We start from the raw sequence: 17,942 nt of genomic DNA, 5'->3' as shown, positions 1-17,942 counted from the left end.
ACATACCGGTTACTCAAGGCGAAACGGCATCGCTGTCGCAGCCTGCAGGTACTCTTGAAGGCAAGCCGCTACCCTTGGGCACCGACGCGGGCACGCCCCCTCTACCCGCCGGGAGTGATCAAAATGGCTAACGTTCACGACGTGGCCGCCTACATTCTGTCCCGCCACGGACAGATGTCGGCCATGAAGCTGCAGAAGCTTGTCTACTACTCGCAGGCTTGGCATCTGGTCTGGGATGACAAACCGCTGTTCCCCGAGCGCATCGAGGCGTGGGCGAACGGGCCTGTTGTGCGTGACCTGTACGACGTACACCGCGGGCAGTTCTCGATCAGTGACTGGCCGCTGGGCGATCCGGGTAACCTCACTGAGTCGGAGCTGACCACCGTTGACGTGGTCCTGGACAACTACGGCCACCTAGACGGGCGCAAGCTCAGCCACCTGACGCACGGTGAGGACCCGTGGCGGGACGCGCGCGGCGGCCTTCCGGCAACAGCTCGATCAAGCACGGAGATCACCCCGCAGGCAATGCAGAACTACTACGCGAGCGTTGACACCGCAGAAGACGCAGTGCCGGTCGATGAAATCGCCTGGGATGATTGGGCGAACGAAGAGACCCCGCAGAAGTAGGCCCCTCTTCCGCATGTCCCCCCGCAAACCAAAGGCGAAGGCAGCAGCCCTCCCCAAGCATGCCGGCGAACGTCAGCCGAAGGCCCTCCCACGCCCTGACGGCAACGATCGACGCCTGACCTTGTCATTCCACCACGTTGACCGCACCTTTCAAGGCCCATGGCGATGGCCAGTGTCAGGGGAACCGGACGCGTGGGAGATCCTGGACTTCCTATGCCAGATCAGCACCCTCACATGGGGCGAGATCATGGCCCAAATGACCGGGCCTAGCCACAAGCGACACAAGAAGCATCACAGCTACCCAATCGATAGTGTGGGTGCGACGGCCCAGGCCCGGCTGACGCACCTACACCTAGACGAGGTGACCGACGAACTGTTTCGGTTCCGGCTATCAGGCGTCAAGCGACTGTGGGGCTTCCGGGCTGACGAGGTCTTCCACGTGTTGTGGTGGGATCCCGACCATCAGGTATGTCCGACGGATCGCAATTAGCGCGTCTGCAGCGGACCACTCCGCCATGAACGCCAGCATGACGCACCGTAGTTTGTTTTCCGCCGCCGTCCCATGCCGCTGAGCACGACCGCTACGCCGACCAGTGGCAAGCGTTGTCGGCAGCTTGCGGTCTCGCTGCCTCTGCATTGCAAAGATCAAGACTGCTGTCGGCCAGCGTCGGTCACTTGCGGCTAGTGCCGTGACCACGAACGTTGACGGTGTTGGGGTCAGGCTGCGCGGGTGGTGGGTTGGCCCCAGCGTCGTTGGCGTTCGCTGCGGATGCGGGCGCGTTCGCGGCGTTGGGCGGCCAGGACGTCGGGGTGGCGGGCGTTGGCGTTGCGCCAGCGCAGGTAGGCGTGCAGTTTCCGGGTCAACGCTGGGTGGTTCGGGTGGTTCGAGCCGGCGATGACGAAGGTGCGTAGCGGTCCGAACTGGGCCTCGATCGGGTTGGCCCAGGAGGCGTAGGTCGGGGTGAAGCAGAGCTCGACCTTGTTCCGGGCCGCCCATCTGCGGATCTTGAGGCCTTTGTGCGCGGACAGGTTGTCCAGGATCACGTAGATCGGTGCCCCGTCCGGGCGGGCGGCGCGGATCGACTTCAAGGCGGCGAGGCTGTTCGCGGCGCTCTTGCGACGCCGCACGACGCCCCAGAGTTGGTCGTCACCGACGGAGTAACAGCCGTGGAACTGCCGCACGCCGTGCAGCTTATGGTAGTTCGCCGGTAGCCGGTGCGGATGGCCCGCGGGCGCCCAGCCGGTGCCGGCCCGCGGGCGGATGACCAGGGGCCCGAACTCGTCGAAGGCAAACACCCGCTGCGGGAAGTGGCTGCTCACCTGCTCGATCCGGGCGAGCTTGACGTCCCGGTCGGGGTCGGTGGACTCCTTCCACGTCTTCGTCCGCTGGAACGTGATCCGATGCCGGTGCAGGATCTGCCGCAACCTCTCCCGCCCCACCCGGACCCGCCGAACGGCATGCGAGCCCAGGTGCTCGGCGAGTTTGCGGACACTCCACCGGGTGAAGGGCCGCCCCAGCTTCTCGGGGCGAGTGTTGGCCGTCTCGACGATGAACGCCTCTTCATCGAGACTGATCTGGCGGGGACGGCCACCCGCCCACCGAGGGTCCAGGCTGGCCATCCCCATCTCGTTGAACCGGTGGACGACCAGCCGGATCGTGTCCTCGTCGGCCTGCACGAGACGGGCGATCGCCGGCACCGTGTTCCCACCGGCCGAGGCGAGCACGACCATCGCCCGCCGAAGGCGGATCGGCGAGCCGGTACCCCGGCGGGTGATTCTGAGCAGCTGCTGACCCTCCTGGTCACTGAGCCGCCGAACGCGAACGGATTCTGCCACCGCCACAGCCTGACCGCCACGACCCCGCCCAGCCGACAGGCCAGACGGCGTGTCACCCAACACCGTGAACATTCGTGGCCACGGCACTAGCCTGCTCGTCGTGTCGTCTCCCGTCGGTCTCGGACCGAGTCCGTAGGCCGACTTGGCTGTACGGATGGCCGTACAGCCAAGGCAGCAGCACCCTACGGCGACTGCATTAGTGACGAACCGAGACTGCGAACCCTGACGCAGCCTAACTAGCCATCAGTGGAACTGCGACAGCCGATTAACAGTCTGCTGCATATCCCTCAGTATGCCCGGCAAGACGTCTGCGGCATGAGCCAACCCCTGAGCACTTTGCCTAAGGTCGCTTGATGAGAAAATCTCTGCGGAGTACGCCAACGCCCTCGCCGTGTGGGTGTCAACCCCACTGTCAGACATCGCAGCAATAATCTGCTTTAGCTCCCGTACTGTCTCCGCACTTGCCGTTCCGGTCTCCTCCAACCGCTTGGTGATCTCCTCAAGACGATCGAGCGGCGGGGTTGCAATCTCGGCCAGAAAATTCATCAGCACGTCCCCACTTGGCACTATCAGCCGGTTGAGGACCGCGTTGTTTTCTCCCTCATGCGCGACCTTCCACTTTTTCAGCACCTGCGGCGAATAGCGCAACTCATCGCCATCAACTTCTTCATGATGGGCGAGGCACAATAGGAGAAGGTTAGCGAACGAGTCCCGCTCCTCGGGGGTCATCTCGGCCCGATAACGGGCGGCTTTGGGCTTAACACCGTATATATGCGCAATCTGCGCGTTTTTCTGATACACCCCAGGACGCACCTCCAACAAGACGGGGATCGAGCAGCCCGGCGCGTAGCACTTACCGCTGCTGACGGCCCAAAGGGCGGCTTGGGTGGCTGGGGGAAGGTTCTTACGCGTGCCCGCACCATTGGCGGGCTGTCGAGGGGCATTGACCATGCTGACATAGTGTCAGAGAGGTGTGACACTGAGCCACAGAAGGCGGCTTCGCATCCCTGCTCTCCCGTCTTGCCGCCGACCCACACACCGTGGAGCAGGCCAGGGCCGGGGTGACAAGGTGGAGCGCCCTACCGGACGAACCACCTTGTCACCCCGGCCCTGCTCTGCTCGGCTCTGCCTGGGTCGGTGGCGGACGGGATGGCATCCCTCCTCAACCACCCAACCACCGGAACCGTTCGGCAACTCCATCCCGGAGTCGTCCGCCCCCGCCGGAGGCGCTCCAACCCCGCGTCCGCCCCCGCCCGCCCCCTCCATGAAACCGATCGGCAACTCCACCTCGGGCCAGACCAGCCACCGAATGACCACCCCGACGTACCCGGCGACCGTCCGACCAGCGCGAGGAGTCACCTCGACCGCCCCGCAGGGTGACCACTCCTCACGGTTCTTCAAGCCGGACACCTCCACCACCAAGCGGTGACGCTCGGGCAGCTCCCCACACCCGCCCTTTCCCCCTCCCTTCACCTCTCTCCACCCTGGAACCCCGAGCGGCCTCGCGCTCCGTCCGGCAACTCGCCGCGGGCGTCCCCCGGTACGGCTTCGAGGCTCGTCGGGTGAATGCGACCGGCGGTGGGGCTTCGTCGTGTCGCCCTGGTCGAGCCAAGCTCGTCACCGGGTCACTCACTGACCCAGGGATGACGCGCGGGACGTGGTTGCGGGCCGGCTGACTTTCCGCCCCGGCGCGATCAGCGCCGGGCGGCGGCTCCGCAGGAGCCGGTTGCCGCACCCCGCGCCGCGCGTCAGCGCCTTGATCCTTCAGAGGGCAATTCGGCAACGCTGATCACTTGGCGCGCGCCGGTCCGTCGTACGCCGTCCCCGCGAGGGTAGCCCCGTCAAAGTGCGCGGTGCCGTCGAACTTCGCCCCGCCAAACCACACTTCACCGTCGAACTTCGCCCCGTTGAACCAGGCGGTGCCCTCGAACTTCGCCCCGCCGAACCACGCTTCGCCGTCGAACTTCGCCCCGTTGAACCAGGCGGTGCCGTTGAGTCTTGCCCCGTTGAACCTGACGGCACCGTTGAATATCGCCTTGTTGAACCTGGCGGCACCGTTGAACATCGCCCCGTCGAACCTGGCGGCACCGGTGAAGTGGGCTTTGGTGAATGTGGCTTTGTGGAGATGGCAGTAGGTGAAGTTGAGGTCGGTGAGGACTGCCTCGCTCAGGTCGAGGGTCACCTCCGGGCCCCAGTACAAGGGGTGGGTCTCTCCTTCTGGGGTCGTTGGTCGCAGATGACGGGCGAGGATGCGTTGGGCGGCGAGGCGAACCTGGCGTTCTTCTCGAGAATCTACGGCCGGTTTGCCGCTGTCACCGGTGGAAGCCGTTGGTTCGGCTAGAGCGGGACCGCCTGCAGATTGTTCGTCGGGTTCCGGGGCGAACTCGTCGGTGGTGGGGGTGTAGGGCATGCGCAGGTAGGCACAGATCACCTCCACGATGCTCTGCCGGTGGGTCGGATTGTCGTGGGCGAGACGTTCCAGGGCGTACAGGCCTGCGAGGCGGACCGGGGCCTTGTCCGAGCCGAGCTGCTCGGCGGCCTTGACATACAGCTCGGTGACGCGTTTCTCCCCGGCGTCGTACTCGGTGGCCTGCTGGGTGCGCTCGGCCAACTGCTGCCGGCGAAACGCCAGCAGCAACGCGAACGCGGCGGTCACCGCCGCGCCGATGGTCAGCCCGGTCCGGATGGACTCCACCCGCAACTGCGCCCGCTGCACCCCATCGCCCATCACCGGCACAGAGCCTTGCAGCCAGGTGACCGCAGCCCAGGTGACCGCTCCCACCACGGCCAACCCGACCGGGACTACCCACGACCGTAGGGGCTGCACCTGCCGGTCCGGCGGCGTCGGCGCGGCAGACACCTCATGCTCCACGCTGTCCCGCCGCCACAACACCACCCCTGCGGCCAGCGCCGCCACGCCTCCCGCCACTGGTGCCAGCACCGGCCAGCCGGACGCCAGGACCCCCCACCACGACCGGGGAACCAACACCAGCACGACCGACAGCAGAACCAGCCCGCCGACCGCCATCAAGGCGACACTCAACCGTCTCATCACACTGCGCAATCGTGCCCGTACAAGGCAACCCATCTCGTGCCCGTCGACGGGCCACCGGGCGCGGCTGGTGTGGAGCACACGCGGAGCGACCGGCCGCGTGCCCTGTCGGCCGACACGGGCGGCCCGCCGTGGCGGGCCACCATGAACACGTAGAGGGAGTCTGAACCAATTGCCCCAGCAGTACTGTGTCCTCCAGTGCGATCGGCTCCTACGTGCTGGTGTCGATCGTCCGGCGGAGGCGTTCTACTGCTGCGTAGATCGACTGCTCGGGGCCTGGCCGGCTGGGGCGCCATTCCACGATGACCGGGCGGACAGCGTCGGCCAGGCTGGCTACGGCCTCCTCGGTGTTAGGGTCGCGTAGCTGGCCGAGGGCATCGATCGCGCCAACGGTCGTTTCGTAGCGGTGGCTGTTGGTGGGGGTGTTGCGCCAGTTCGGGCTATCGCGCCATTCCTGCACGCGCTCGCGCACCTCGGCGGCAGCCGCACGGATCAGGTCGGCGCACTGCTGGGGTGTGAGTGTTACGGGGTGCGGTCGGTCGTCGGTGGGTTCTTGCGGCGGCGTGTCGGCGTCGCGCATGGCGGCGATCGTACCGGCGCGCTGTCGAACAGTTCCGCGCCCCGGACGTCACGTCAGCCGGCGGTGGGGGGCCCATTCCTCGGCGAGGATGGAGTAGAGCAGGGAGTCGCGCCATGCGCCGTTGGTGTGGACGTGGTCGCGTAGCCGGCCTTCGTACTGCATGCCGAGTCTTTCGGCAACAGTGATGGAGGCGGTGTTGTCGGGGCCGATGGCTGCGGTGATGCGGTGGAGCTTCAGGGTCTGGAAGCCGTAGTCGACGATGGTGCGGGCGGCGTCGGTGGCGTAGCCGTGGCCCCAGTGGTCGGCGCTGATGGCGTATCCGAGTTTGGCGGCCTGGTGGCCGGTGAAGCCGAGCCGCGCGAAGCCGATCATGCGGTCTGTGGCGTCGGTGACGGCTAGGTAGTACTCGGTGCGGGGGGTGTGCTGGGCGCGTTGGATGGTGCCTTCGACCATGGCGACGGCGGCGGCCTGGTCCCGGCTGTCGAAGGAAAGCCATCGGGTGACGCGGTCGTCTCCGACGATTGCCCACGCGTCGGCCGCGTCATCGGAGCGCATATCGCGCAGGGTGATGACGCGGCCGGGGATGGTGATCGGGTCCATGCTCCCGATCGTGCCCTATCGAGGCAGGGCGTTGGCCGGGGTGTGGGTGAAGTGTTCGATGCCGTCGATGAGGTCGCGGGCGTCGCCTGCGTGGCCGGCGCGGGTGATGGCCTGGTGAACGCGGCGCACGGAGTGGATGATGCCGTTGATGCGCTGGTCGGCGGGCAGGTCGAGCACGGGGGCCAGGGCGTCGGCGGCGGCGTCCAGGTCGCCGCTGGCCACGCGGGCAATGGCAAGGTTGGCGTGTGATCCGGCCTGGTCGCCGAACGCCCATGCGGGGTCGTTGGGGTCGGCGTACGCCTGGGTGGCGCGCAGGGCGTATCGCTCGGTGGCGGTGGCTTCGCCGGGGAGCCAGGCGAGGGCGTCGCTGGCGTAGTAGAGGGTGCGGGGTTGGTTGAAGGTGCAGATGCCGCCCATCTCGTCCATCTCGTCGGGGCGTACGCGGGACCAGGCGTCCTCGGCCTCGGTGATGGCGGCCTTGGCCTGCTCGGCGTTGCCAAGGGCGGCGTAGGCGCGGGCGGCGCTGGCGGGCAGCCACACGGCAGAGGTGCCGCCGGCCTGGGTGGCGTGCTCGCGGCCGGCTTCGGCGTAGCGGACCGCCTCGGCGTAGCGGCCGGCCCAGTAGGCCACGAGGGATTGCAGGCCCCGCAGCCACGCCTGTAGCCCGGGGTGTCCGGCCTGCTCGGCGCAGAGCACGGCGGTGCGGGCCTGGAGCATCGCCGAGTGGGGGTCGGCCATGTCGTGGGAGACCTTGGCGAGCAGGCCGCTGGTGATGCCGGCGAGGAAGTGCAGGTCTCTGGACTGGTTCGGGGCCTGGCGGCGCTCCAGGAGGGTAAACAGGGTGTCCTGTGTCTCGACCAGGTCGGGCAGCACGTGGCTGACGGTGCGTTGCGGGTAGGCCAGGGCGAGGCGCTGCACGTCCTCGGCGAGCTGTTCGATGGCGGCGGGGCTGGTGGACTCGGCGGCGAGCATGGCGTACTGACGGGCGCGTTGTGCGGCCATGGCGAGGAGGTTCCTTTCCGGGCCGGCGCCGGTGGGGTCGACAACAAGGTGTCGCTCCGGCGCAGGGGTCATCTGGTGGGGAGCCCAGGGGCGCTGTAGTTCGTCGATGGACTTGTTGAACATGGCCTGTAGTGCCCGCCGGGTGGCGGGGGTCGATGAGGCCAGGTCGCGTTCGCCGCGTGCCAGTCGCCCGAGGTGCCGGGCGCTGATCGCCGCCCGGGAGTCCATCCGGGAGAACTCGTCGGCCAGTTCCTCGTACGTGCGGTCGCTCTGCTGGATCAGGTGCTCCAGCATCGTGCGAGGTTCGCGGCGTTCTCGTGCCATCCGTCTACGCCTTCCTGATGGGCTGTCTCCACGCTCGCCCGGGTGAGGTCCTTACGGCAATGCAGGTCCTCGTGGTGTCCGCTCGATGTCCGCCAGAGGTGTACGTACGGGTCCTCGATCGGTCCCGTAGGTCCCGGGCAGTCTCTCCTACATGGACGGCTCACCCACCGCAATTGTGCATGTGCATCCCGCTGATGCCCATGGGCAGCCGCGTCGGCGCGCACACCGGGAGGTGAGCTCAGCGAGGAGGGGCGCTGAGCAAACCGGGGTTCGCGTCGTGCGGTGCGTGGAGGGGTCGCGCCCACAGCAGGGACCGCATCGGTCCTCGCCGTCCGCGCCGGCTGTGTGTCCCGCATGCTAGGGGCGGGGCTGGAAGATGGCCAGCCCTCGGCGCTCGCTGCGGGCACCGGGTGACCCGAACCGGTTGCAGCGGCGCGACTGCCTCGACTGCGCAGGCACCGGCGCACAGGGGCAGTGGGCGGGGCTGGCGGTCGTCGCCTGACCGGTGACGGCCGCCGGCCCTCCGATGATCACGCGGCGTTTCGCCGTGTCCTGAGTTGGCCCGGGGCGGGTGCTGGTGGAGGCGCGGTGTCGGCCGTAGCGGAAGCCCGCCCGCCTCGGCGCCCCGACCAATCCAAGGTAGGGAAGGCAGGCGGTCGTGGTTCCGAAGCCGGGAGACGTGCTGTACGTCAACCGGCACGCGTCGGTGCAGTTCGGCGGCGACCGAGCGTTGATCTTCCGGGTCATTAAGGTCCCCGACCAGCCCACCTACTACGGGTGGATCTGGCTCACCGGCTACGTCCTCGATCCCAAGGGCAACGCCCTGGACCGCCGGGAGATCTACGTCCAGAAGGCGGGCCTCCAACGGGCCACCCCGCCGGCCGCTACGGTCCGCCAACCCGACCGGAAACCAGCGGTACGTACGACGGCCAGGAACGCCGTGCGGAAGTGAGCACGGGAGGCGGCCCGATGGGAGGGTTCGATGGCGGTGGGAGTCTTTCGAGCGGCCTCGCGGCTGGCTCCGATGGTCCCCGAGCAGGTGCGCCGGCTGCGGTTCCGGCGCTCCGGGTTCGGGCGGCGCGGCCTGGCCGAGGAACACGTCTACGCCTTCCTGCGGCGCGTCGTTGACGAGCTGATCGCCAGGGACGCCGCCGAGGCCAGCCTTCGGGAGGAGAACGTCCGGTTGAAGAACGCGCTTCGGGACTGGCAAAGCCAGTTCACGCCGAGGCCGGGTCGGGACGACGACAGCGCATGGACAGGAGATCAGCAGCGCAGATAGCCTGTTGACAAGCCAAGTTGCCGTCTGGGGTGAAACGGTGCCGATCGAGGTTGCGCCGCCGAAGTACGTGGTGATCGTCAACGCGGTGCAACAGCGCATCGAGGACGGGACCTACCCGCTAGGTGCCATGCTGCCCAGCGAAACCGAACTGATCCGCGAGTTCCGCGCGTCCCGGCCCGTCGTGGTCCGCGCGTTGGACCTGCTGCGGCAAGGTGGCTGGATCGAGAGTCGCCAGGGCAAGGGCCGCTTCGTCCTCGGCCCTCCGGGCGGCACCGAGCAACGCTCGCAGGGGCGTCGGTACGGCCTCCTCGACGACGACGAACGGGCCGGATCAACGCTGCTGGCGGCCGGCACCGTTCCCGCCCCGCCGCGAGCGGCTGTCGCCCTGGGCGTGCAACCGGGGACACCGGTCGTGGCGCGTCGGCGGCTCATCACGGTCGACGAAGTCGGCCCGGTGGAGCTGGGCACAGCCTTCCTGTCCGTCGAGATGGCCGAGGGAACCGGCGTGGGCGTCCAGGACGCGATGCCGGAGGGGCTGCTTCGGCACGTGGCCTCCCGCAAGCGACTCAAGTTCGACCACGTGACCGAACGCATCTCGGCGCGGCTGCCCAGCGCGGAAGAAGCCAAGCTGTTGCAGGTGCGCGAGAGCGATCCGGTGTTGACGGTGCTCCTGGTCATCTGCGACCGCAGCGCCACGCCGCTGCTCGCAGTGGACGTGCTCCTTCCCGCCTCGCGGCACGACCTGGAAGACGTCTACCCGCTCGACTGACCAAAGTGGATTAGCCACTTGACAAGTCAAGTTGGCACTCTCTACCTTCGATCTCACTTAACAAGTCAACTAGTCGAGTTGTCTTGTGGAACTGGAGGTCTCGTCGTGGTTCCGATGACGTTGAAGGTGCCGGTCCCGTCCGAGTACGTCTTCCCCGCCGGGGCGCTCTGCCTGGGTGTCTCGCCGCAGATCGACTTTGAGCGGCGGGGTGAGGCGGACAACCAGGCGCGAGACAAGGACACCGGGGAGCGGGTCTGGGTGGTGCGGGTGATGGACCTGGACCCGGAGGCGGGGAAGTTCGGCCGGTCGACGGAGGTGAAGGTCAAGGTGGTCGCCGGACAGCAGCCGGTGCCGCCGCCGTCCATGGTGCCGGGGTATCCGCCGGCGGTGGAGTTCGAGGGCCTGACCCTCACCCCCTACGTGGACTCGCAGCGGTGCAAGCCGGGCCGGTCCTCGGGTGACTGCCGCTCGCGGATGGCGTACTCGCTGCGGGCGACCGCGATCCGTCCGGCGTCGGCGGTTCCCGGCTCGGTGGCGGCCTGACCGCTGCTCGCTGTTGCGCGCGGGGCGGGTCGTTTCCCCGCCAAGAGTCCCGACCCGTCCCGCGCTCTCCCATCCCTCATCTGGTGAAGGAGGGCGTGATGCCCACCGTAGTTCCCCCTGCCCTGATCATCGCCGCGCCCCTGCTCCTCGGCGCGGCCCTCCTACTCGCCCGAACGCGTTCTCTCCTAGCCGGTCTGCGCCACGCCTACCGGGAAACCGAGGCTGCTCTCCGGTCGGTATTGCGGTTGCCGCCGGCCTCGGGGCGGGTGTGCGCGATCCGCTGCCCCCGGTGCTGCCGGTGGGTGAAGCCGCGCAGGTTCGACCTGCGCCGCATGTCGTGCCGCTCGTGCGTCTCGACGTTGGCGCGTCCGGGTCGGGGTGGTGACCTGTGCCTCTGATCAACGTCATCCCGGGGGACAAGATCCCCCTGGCGCCGATGAACGTGCGTCTTCCGGCGTGGCGGGTTCCGGGTTGGCTGCTGGTGTTCTGGTGGCTCGCCCGGGGCCTGTTCCGCCTCACCGTCCTCGCCGTCCGCTACTGGTGGCTCACCGGTCCGGCCGCGCTTGCCCTGTGGATCCGCGTCGAGCTCGGGGGCCTGGCCCTGGCCGGCGTCGCCCTGACGGTCGCCGCTGGTTGTCTGGGCTGGTGGCGGTGGCACCCGTCGTCATGGCTGCGCTTCGGCTGGTACCCGCTCCTCGCTCGGGTCCGGGCGCTGGTGATCTACCGGCGGCGGTGGGCGTCGGTGATGGCCACCTGTGGCCTGGCGACGGCGTTCGCCGGTGACCGGTACGTGCCGCAGCTCCTACGGGTGCGCTGTGACCGCTACGGCGACGAGTTGACCGTCCGCCTGTTGCCGGGGCAGATCCCGGATGACTGGGGGCAGGCCGCGGAACGCCTCGCCTACGCCTTCCGCCTACGCACCGGCCAAGCACGCTCCACCAACCGGCCGGATCGGGTGGTGCTGCGCCTCGTACGCCGCGACCCCCTCGCCGAGGTCGTCGGGCCGTTGCCGGTGGCTGAGGTGCCGGACTTCGACGGGCTCGCGCTCGGTGTCGATGAGGAAGGGCAACCGTATCGGCTGCGGCTGTCGGGGTCGCATGTGTTGATCGCGGGGGCGACGGGGTCGGGCAAGGGGTCGGTGTTGTGGTCGCTGATCCGCGCACTGGCCGCCGGCATCCGCTCGGGGCTGGTGGAGGTGTGGGCGTTCGATCCGAAGGGCGGGATGGAGTTGGCGGCGGGGGTGCCGCTGTTCGCCCGGTTCGCCTACGACGACCCCGACAGCATGGCCGGCGTCCTGGAAGAAGCCGTGAAGCGGATGCGGGTGCGGGCGGCCCGGCTGCGCGGGGTGACCCGTCAGCACGTGCCGACCCCGCAGGACCCGTTGCTTGTCCTGGTCGTCGACGAGCTGGCGGCGTTGACGGCGTACATCACCGATCGGAAGGTCCGCGACCGGATCAAGGAAGCCCTCGGCCTCCTCCTCTCCCAAGGCCGGGCAGTCGGCGTCCATGTCGTCGCCGCGCTTCAGGATCCGCGTAAGGACGTGCTGCCGTTCCGGGACCTGTTCCCCACCCGCATCGGGCTGCGGCTGACCGAGCCCGAGCAGGTGGACATGGTCCTCGGCGATGCCGCCCGCGACCGGGGCGCGCTGTGCGACCGCATCCCCGAATCGTCGCCCGGGGTGGGGTTCGTGGTCCTCGACGGCGTCCGCGAACCCGTCCGGGTCCGCTTCGCCTACCTCACCGACGACGACATCCGGCAACTCGGCCACGACTACCGCCACCACAGCGACACCGACACCGACCAGGGGGTGAACCCGTGAAGACCAACGCAGACCGGGTGGAGGGCGTGGTCCTGGTGCTCATCGTCCTCACCGTGGGCGGACTGGCCGGAGCGGCGTCGTTCACCCATGTCCACGACTGGACCATGGCCAACTCCCCCACCGGCACCGGCGACTGGTTCGGCTGGGCCAACGCCGCCATCTCCGAACTCCTACCCCTGGCGGCACTGCTGACCATCCGGCGGCGACGCCGCACCGGCGGGCCGGTCGGATACCCGCTGTTCCTGCTCGTCTGCGCCGTCGCGCTGTCCCTCGCGGCGCAGCTCGCGGTGGCGAAACCGAGCCTGTCGGGCTGGCTGCTGTCGGCCGTTCCCGCGCTGGCGTTCCTCGGCCTGTCCAAGCTCGTCTTCTCGGTAGCTCCGGCGGTGCCCCTCGTCGACCAGCCGACCGACGCCGCTGACTGGGGCCAGTGGTCACCGGACGACGCCGCAACTGAGGACCGGCCGTCCCTGCGCCTCGTCGACGACCAGGCGGCGACCGCCGAACCGGTCCCACCGCCGCCGGTGTCGGTGCAGCGGCCGGGGCTGGTGCCCGTTCCTGCGGCGGCGTTCGCACCTCGTAACGGCACGTCGTACGGCTCGGAGCGTGACCAGTGAGCCAACAGGAACTCCTGCCCACCGCGACACCGGCCGAGGTGCAGCGGCCCCGGCCGGGGTCGCGGGCCGACCGGATGCGCAAGCCCCTGGCCAAGGACGCGCTCAAGCAGCTCGCCGAGCAACACGGCGTCTGCGTCCGCCCCCTCGCCCTACGCCGCACCGACACCACCACCGGACTCACCGAAGTCGTCGAAGTCCCCTGCGGCGCCACCCTCGCCGCGAAGTGCAAGCCGTGCGCCGAACGGGGTCGGCGGCTGCGCATCCAACAGATCCGGGAAGGCTGGCACCTCGCCGACGAACCCGCCGTCCGCCCCGACAAGCCGGGTGAGGACGTGCTCGCCCTGGTGCGGGTGCGGGCGCATCTGGAGTTCGAGCGCGAGGCACTCCAGTACCAGCCGATGACCCCGGATGAGCGGGCTGCACAGGTGGCCGAGATCGATGCCGCGATCGCGGAGCTGGACGAAGCGCTTGGCGAAACCAGCCTGCGCGGGCACCTCACCCCGAAGGATCGCGACGAGCGGCCTCGCCGCAAGCGGTCCACCCGGCGGCGGCAGGACACCCCCGACCTGCCCCGGCTGCCCGTCGACCCGCGCACCGTCGGCCGCGCCTACTCCGGCAAAGCGGGCAAGACCTATCGACCGTCGATGCTGATCACGCTGACCCTCGGCTCACACGGCCCCGTCCACTCCCACCTACGCCGGGGCACCTACGTCGCACCCTGCGAGTGCGGGCAGCGCCACGGCCCCCATGACGACGTCCTCGGCACCCCCGTCGACCCGGGTAGCTACGACTACCGGCGGGCCGCCCTCGATGCGATCCACTTCGCCCGGGTCCTCGACCGGTGGTGGCAGAACGTCCGCCGCGCCGCCGGCTGGAACGTCCAGTACGCGGGCGCGGTGGAGCTGCAATGCCGGCTCGCCCCACACGCGCACTTCGCCATCCGGGGCACCCTCCCGCGCCGGCTGCTCAAGCAGATCGCCGCTGCCACCTACCACCAGGTGTGGTGGCCACCCTTCGACGAGCTGGCCTACTCGGTAGAGAAGCCGCCGGTGTGGGACGTCGACCGGCAGGCGTACGTCGACCCCAAGACGCGCGACCCGCTGCCCACCTGGGGCGAGGCTCTGGACGCCCTGGAGGAACCCGACAGCCGACCCGCGTACGTCGCCCGCCTCGGCCGGATCGACGCCCGGGGCATCGAGCAGGGCACCCGCGACGCGGAACGCTCCATCCGGTACGTGACGAAGTACGTCACGAAAGACCTGACCGACCAGGCCAAGCCCCGATCCGACGCACAGAAGGCACACTTCGACCGGCTCCACGCGGAACTGTCCGTGCTGCCCTGCTCGCCGACGTGCGCCAACTGGCTGCTCTACGGAGTTCAGCCCGACGGCGTCAAGGCGGGCTTGACCCCCGGCCGGTGTACCGGGAAGGTCCACCAACGCTCCACCCTCGGCTTCACCGGCCGGCGTGTGCTCGTCTCCCGCCAATGGTCCGGAAAGAGCCTCGCCGACCACCGCGCAGACAACCGCGCCTGGGTGCGCGCCATCCTCGCCGGAGGCATGGCCGACACGGAGGAACACGACCAGGCCGACGACGCGGACGGGTCGAAGCGGTACCGGTTCGAACTCGCCCGCCCCGAAGACCCCGACGTGCCACCGCTGGAACACCGTCTCCTCCGCGCGATATCCGCACGCATCCGCTGGCGCACAGACCTCGACACCGCGCGCCTGCGAACAGCCGCCGTCGCGCCGGCAACCGCCGTTCCCCCCTCCCCTGCCGCTTGATCTCTGGAGAAAGGACCCCTCATGGAAAGCGAGTTGTTGACCGTTCCGGAAGTCCTCGCCGTGCTCAACGGCGTGTCGCGGCGGACCTTCTACCGCTGGCGTGAGCTGGGCGTCGCCCCGGACTGCATCAAGCTCCCCAACGGGGAACTGCGGATCGAGCGGCGCAATCTGCGGGCGTGGCTGGAACAGCACCGGGAGGCGGCGTGAAGTCGCGTGAGGTGCGGATCCGCAGCATTCAGGTCAACGCGCTGGCGGGTCGCAAGAAGTCGTACACCGTCCGATGGTTGGTGGGGACGGGGCCGAAGTCGCGGACGTTCGCCACCCGGGCGCTGGCGGACAACTTTCGGTCTGACCTGATGCAGGCGGCGAACCGGGGCGAGGCGTTCGACGGTGACTCCGGGTTGCCGGAGTCGATGATGGCGCCGAAGGAGTCGGTAAGCTGGCTCGGGTTCGTCCGCCGCTACGTCGACATGAAATGGCCGGGCGCGGCGGCCAAGTCCCGGGAGAGCACGACGGACGCGCTGGCGACCGTGACGGCCGCGCTGGTCGGCGAGGTGGCCGGGCGTCCTGATCCGGGCGTGCTGCGGCGGGCGTTGCGGGAGTGGGAGTTCCCGCCTGCGTCCCGGCACCTCGACCGGCCGGCCGATGTCGCTGCGGCGCTGCGGTGGTTGGACCGGGCTTCGCTGCCGCTGTCGGCGTTGGCGGAAGCTGCGATCGTGCGGCCGGCGTTGGACGCGCTCGGACTGACGTTGGACGGGCGACCAGCGGCGGCGTCGACGACCAGGCGGCGGCGCTCGGTCTTCTACAACGTCCTTCAGTACGCGGTAGAGCTGGAGCTGTTGGAGTTCAACCCGGTCGACAAGCTGCGGGTGCGGTCGAGCCGGCGGAAGGTGGCCGGCGAGGTGGACCGGCGCGTCGTGGTGAACATCCGCCAGGCGCGGGAGCTGCTGATCGGGGTGACGTACGTCGGCCAGCGGGGGAAGAACGGCCGGCGTGGTGAGCGCCTGGTCGCCTTCTACGCCTGCCTGTACTTCGCGGCGCTGCGGCCGAGTGAGGCGCTGGGCCTGCGGGAGCGGGACTGTCATCTTCCGGCGACGGGTTGGGGGCTGCTGACGGTGGAGAAGTCCCGTCCGGCGGCGGGGAAGCGGTACACCGACAGCGGTGAGGTCCACGACGACCGGGGGTTGAAGCACCGGGGCGTGACGGAGGCGCGGGAGGTGCCGATCCCACCGGAGCTGGTGGCGATCCTGCGGGCGCACGTCGACCGGTTCGGGGTGGGCGTCGACGGGCGGCTGTTCCGCAGTGACCGGGGCAACGTGGTGGCGTCGTCGACGTACTCGCGGGTCTGGGAGGAGGCGCGGCGGTTGAGCCTGCCGCCGGACCGGGTGGCTTCTCCCCTGGCCGGTCGCCCGTACGACCTCCGGCACGCCGGGGTGTCGCTCTGGCTCAACGCCGGGCTGCCGGCACCCGAGGTGGCGCAGCGGGCCGGTCACTCGGTGGACGTGCTGCTCAAGGTGTACGCGAAGTGCCTCGACGGGGACCGTAGCCGGATGAACGAGCGGATCGAGGCAGCGTTGCGCTGATGATCACCGGTAGCGTGGGAGAGGCCGTGGCGAGGGCTGCGGCCTCTCTGCCGTGCACGGCTATGAACTGCGGAAACTGGCACTCCAGAGCCGTCAAGATCATTGCACGTACTCTGCACGGACGGCTACAAACGGCGGCTCAGGGTGGCATCCGGCTGCACGGGATGATCAATCGATGCGGGAACGTATCCGCTGCTCAGGTGGCGTTTCTGCTGATCTTCGAGGTGCCCCCGGCAGGATTCGAACCTGCGACACACGGTTTAGGAAACCGATGCTCTATCCCCTGAGCTACGGGGGCGCGAGGGCCTAGTCTAGCGACCTGCGGGTTCACCTGGGGTGGCAGGGAGTGGCCCACGTTCACCCACGTCATCCGGACCCCCGTTTGCGCAGCCCAGGAGCACAGCTCGAGCACACGAACCCCCGTTTGCGACCACGACCGGCTGTGGTGACCCGTGTTGGCTCCGGTTGACCCGGGTTGGCATCCGCTGGGGAGCACACGTCGCGCACATCATCGGAGATCATCTGGAGGGGCTCCCGCTGCAGCGGGCCGGCCAGAGGGGGTCGGATCTCGCTCGACGTGCTGTGATCGGTCGGGAGACTGGCGGTCGTGGAAGCCGAGGTGGTGTTCCCGGAGGGCGCGTGGCACAAGGTCAGGTTCGGCTTGTTCGTGCCGACCCTCGATTACGGCGGCAGCGCGTGGGGCCGGGATGTCCTCGATCCGTGGGTGTCCGCCCACTTGTCGATCTTGGCGGCGTTGCGGCAGGTCGGCGAGGCGAGGATGGCCGCCGTCGCGTTGGCGCGTGAGGACCTGTGGGCGTTGTACGCGTTGAGCAGGGTGATGGAGTTGCTGAGCCTCCCCAGTCAGCCGCCGGCCACCGATCCCGGCGACCCTGCGGACTGGCTTGCGTCCTCGGCGTACGCCTTCGACCGCGCCATTCGTCACGGGTCCGTACGAGCGAACGCCGACGGGCACCCGCTGCGGGGGCAGTTCTTCCTCCGCCGAGCGCGGGTACTCCTCGACAAAGTGGTGCTGCTTTCCCGCCCCCAGCCGGAAGGCACGCCGGGCTGCGGGCCGTGGACATGCCCCCGAGGTGAGCCGACACCAGACGTGGGGAGGCGGCATGAGCAGTGAGCATGCCCATGCCTCCGTCCCACGCGTCGGTTCCCTCTGCAGCGGATACGGCGGACTCGACCTGGCCGTCGAGGTGGTGCTCGGCGGCCGCCTCACCTGGTACGCCGAAACCGACCGACGCGCCGCCACCGTCCTGGCCCACACCGCTGGCAGACACAGGCATGACAGCCGGCTGGCGGTTTGCGCGACGCGCCTCAGGCCAGCCCACCCACCCGATATGCGTATGGCCATGCGGGCGTCCGTCTGCCGTCTCGGCGGCTGTCCTCTTCCTCTCGCCAATAGGTGCTGCACTGACAGGCAGGCCAGCCGACCCGGTCTCTCACCGCCGTAGGTCGCACCGACGACCAGAGCTCCATCTGAGCACCGTTCCAAAGAGATGGGAAGACCCGATCAAGGCC

18 protein-coding genes and 1 tRNA gene are annotated in these 17,942 nt (G+C 69.0%); 12 read left to right on the top strand and 7 right to left on the bottom strand.

What is annotated here, in order from left to right:
- Nucleotides 1-141: 141 nt before the first annotated feature.
- Nucleotides 142-627: a Panacea domain-containing protein gene (locus TK50_RS05265; protein ID WP_063838549.1), complete on the top strand. Its 486-nt coding sequence runs from the start codon at nt 142-144 to the stop codon at nt 625-627.
- Nucleotides 628-1,344: 717 nt separating this feature from the next.
- Here TK50_RS05265 and TK50_RS05255 read toward each other — a convergent pair.
- From TK50_RS05255 to TK50_RS05230, 6 genes are all read right to left on the bottom strand, one after another.
- Nucleotides 1,345-2,463, bottom strand: coding sequence for an IS630 family transposase (locus TK50_RS05255; protein WP_199486049.1), 1,119 nt, complete (start codon nt 2,461-2,463; stop codon nt 1,345-1,347).
- Between the two features lie 243 nt (nt 2,464-2,706).
- On the bottom strand, nt 2,707-3,264 hold the full coding sequence (locus tag TK50_RS05250; RefSeq protein WP_241773927.1) for a hypothetical protein: 558 nt from the start codon (nt 3,262-3,264) through the stop codon (nt 2,707-2,709).
- Between the two features lie 988 nt (nt 3,265-4,252).
- Nucleotides 4,253-5,506 (bottom strand): pentapeptide repeat-containing protein, encoded by a 1,254-nt coding sequence (locus tag TK50_RS05245; RefSeq protein ID WP_241773926.1) that lies wholly within the window; start codon nt 5,504-5,506, stop codon nt 4,253-4,255.
- A 220-nt stretch (nt 5,507-5,726) separates the two neighbouring features.
- Complete coding sequence (locus TK50_RS05240; RefSeq protein WP_043961704.1) at nt 5,727-6,095, bottom strand: hypothetical protein; 369 nt, start codon at nt 6,093-6,095, stop codon at nt 5,727-5,729.
- Between the two features lie 48 nt (nt 6,096-6,143).
- Nucleotides 6,144-6,695 (bottom strand): GNAT family N-acetyltransferase, encoded by a 552-nt coding sequence (locus TK50_RS05235; RefSeq protein WP_082106182.1) that lies wholly within the window; start codon nt 6,693-6,695, stop codon nt 6,144-6,146.
- Nucleotides 6,696-6,710: 15 nt separating this feature from the next.
- Nucleotides 6,711-7,991 carry an NsdA family TPR-like regulatory protein gene (locus TK50_RS05230; protein ID WP_241773925.1) on the bottom strand — a complete coding sequence of 427 codons (1,281 nt, stop codon included), beginning with the start codon at nt 7,989-7,991 and terminating at the stop codon, nt 6,711-6,713.
- A gap of 406 nt (nt 7,992-8,397) precedes the next feature.
- Between TK50_RS05230 and TK50_RS35365 the strand changes: the two genes are divergently transcribed.
- The 10 genes from TK50_RS35365 (at nt 8,398) to TK50_RS34730 (ending at nt 16,412) form a co-directional block, all read left to right on the top strand.
- The gene (locus TK50_RS35365; protein WP_255700280.1) at nt 8,398-8,523 is read left to right on the top strand and encodes a hypothetical protein; all 126 of its coding nucleotides are present in this window, start codon (nt 8,398-8,400) and stop codon (nt 8,521-8,523) included.
- 156 nt (nt 8,524-8,679) lie between these two features.
- Complete coding sequence (locus TK50_RS05225) at nt 8,680-8,973, top strand: hypothetical protein (RefSeq protein ID WP_082106181.1); 294 nt, start codon at nt 8,680-8,682, stop codon at nt 8,971-8,973.
- A 72-nt stretch (nt 8,974-9,045) separates the two neighbouring features.
- Nucleotides 9,046-9,300 (top strand): DivIVA domain-containing protein, encoded by a 255-nt coding sequence (locus tag TK50_RS05220; RefSeq protein ID WP_043963890.1) that lies wholly within the window; start codon nt 9,046-9,048, stop codon nt 9,298-9,300.
- 37 nt (nt 9,301-9,337) lie between these two features.
- Nucleotides 9,338-10,069 (top strand): GntR family transcriptional regulator, encoded by a 732-nt coding sequence (locus TK50_RS05215; protein ID WP_043961703.1) that lies wholly within the window; start codon nt 9,338-9,340, stop codon nt 10,067-10,069.
- Nucleotides 10,070-10,183: 114 nt separating this feature from the next.
- Entirely contained in the window at nt 10,184-10,612 is a 429-nt protein-coding gene (locus TK50_RS05210) for a hypothetical protein (protein WP_232290211.1), read from the top strand.
- Between the two features lie 388 nt (nt 10,613-11,000).
- On the top strand, nt 11,001-12,431 hold the full coding sequence (locus TK50_RS05205; protein ID WP_043961702.1) for an FtsK/SpoIIIE domain-containing protein: 1,431 nt from the start codon (nt 11,001-11,003) through the stop codon (nt 12,429-12,431).
- The gene (locus TK50_RS05200) at nt 12,428-13,045 is read left to right on the top strand and encodes a hypothetical protein (RefSeq protein WP_043961701.1); all 618 of its coding nucleotides are present in this window, start codon (nt 12,428-12,430) and stop codon (nt 13,043-13,045) included. Before TK50_RS05205 ends, TK50_RS05200 begins: the two co-directional genes overlap by 4 nt.
- Nucleotides 13,042-14,829, top strand: a complete 1,788-nt coding sequence (locus TK50_RS05195) for a replication initiator (protein WP_043961700.1) — start codon at nt 13,042-13,044, stop codon at nt 14,827-14,829. Before TK50_RS05200 ends, TK50_RS05195 begins: the two co-directional genes overlap by 4 nt.
- A gap of 21 nt (nt 14,830-14,850) precedes the next feature.
- A complete protein-coding gene (locus tag TK50_RS05190) occupies nt 14,851-15,036 on the top strand; it encodes a helix-turn-helix transcriptional regulator (RefSeq protein WP_043961699.1) in 186 nt (61 codons plus the stop codon).
- Nucleotides 15,033-16,412, top strand: a complete 1,380-nt coding sequence (locus TK50_RS34730) for a tyrosine-type recombinase/integrase (protein ID WP_043961698.1) — start codon at nt 15,033-15,035, stop codon at nt 16,410-16,412. The genes TK50_RS05190 and TK50_RS34730 overlap by 4 nt, the downstream gene beginning before the upstream one ends.
- Before the next feature lie 225 nt (nt 16,413-16,637).
- On the opposite strand, the gene TK50_RS05180 is transcribed toward TK50_RS34730, so the two are convergent.
- Nucleotides 16,638-16,710: transfer RNA gene (locus TK50_RS05180), tRNA-Arg, on the bottom strand.
- A 309-nt stretch (nt 16,711-17,019) separates the two neighbouring features.
- Here TK50_RS05180 and TK50_RS34725 point away from each other — a divergent pair.
- Nucleotides 17,020-17,544: a hypothetical protein gene (locus tag TK50_RS34725; RefSeq protein ID WP_052503627.1), complete on the top strand. Its 525-nt coding sequence runs from the start codon at nt 17,020-17,022 to the stop codon at nt 17,542-17,544.
- The last annotated feature ends 398 nt before the right edge of the window (nt 17,545-17,942 follow it).

This window comes from Micromonospora haikouensis, assembly GCF_000876225.1.
GTDB lineage: Bacteria > Actinomycetota > Actinomycetes > Mycobacteriales > Micromonosporaceae > Micromonospora > Micromonospora haikouensis.
This window is presented reverse-complemented; position numbering and strand designations above follow the sequence as displayed.

What these genes read in the sequence shown, in the direction of transcription:
- TK50_RS05240 (WP_043961704.1), bottom strand. Translation starts at nt 6,095, where the DNA reads ATGCGCGACGCCGACACGCCGCCGCAAGAACCCACCGACGACCGACCG.
- TK50_RS05235 (WP_082106182.1), bottom strand. Translation starts at nt 6,695, where the DNA reads ATGGACCCGATCACCATCCCCGGCCGCGTCATCACCCTGCGCGATATG.
- TK50_RS05230 (WP_241773925.1), bottom strand. Translation starts at nt 7,991, where the DNA reads ATGCTGGAGCACCTGATCCAGCAGAGCGACCGCACGTACGAGGAACTG.
- TK50_RS35365 (WP_255700280.1), top strand. Translation starts at nt 8,398, where the DNA reads ATGGCCAGCCCTCGGCGCTCGCTGCGGGCACCGGGTGACCCGAACCGG.
- TK50_RS05220 (WP_043963890.1), top strand. Translation starts at nt 9,046, where the DNA reads ATGGTCCCCGAGCAGGTGCGCCGGCTGCGGTTCCGGCGCTCCGGGTTC.
- TK50_RS05210 (WP_232290211.1), top strand. Translation starts at nt 10,184, where the DNA reads ATGACGTTGAAGGTGCCGGTCCCGTCCGAGTACGTCTTCCCCGCCGGG.
- TK50_RS05190 (WP_043961699.1), top strand. Translation starts at nt 14,851, where the DNA reads ATGGAAAGCGAGTTGTTGACCGTTCCGGAAGTCCTCGCCGTGCTCAAC.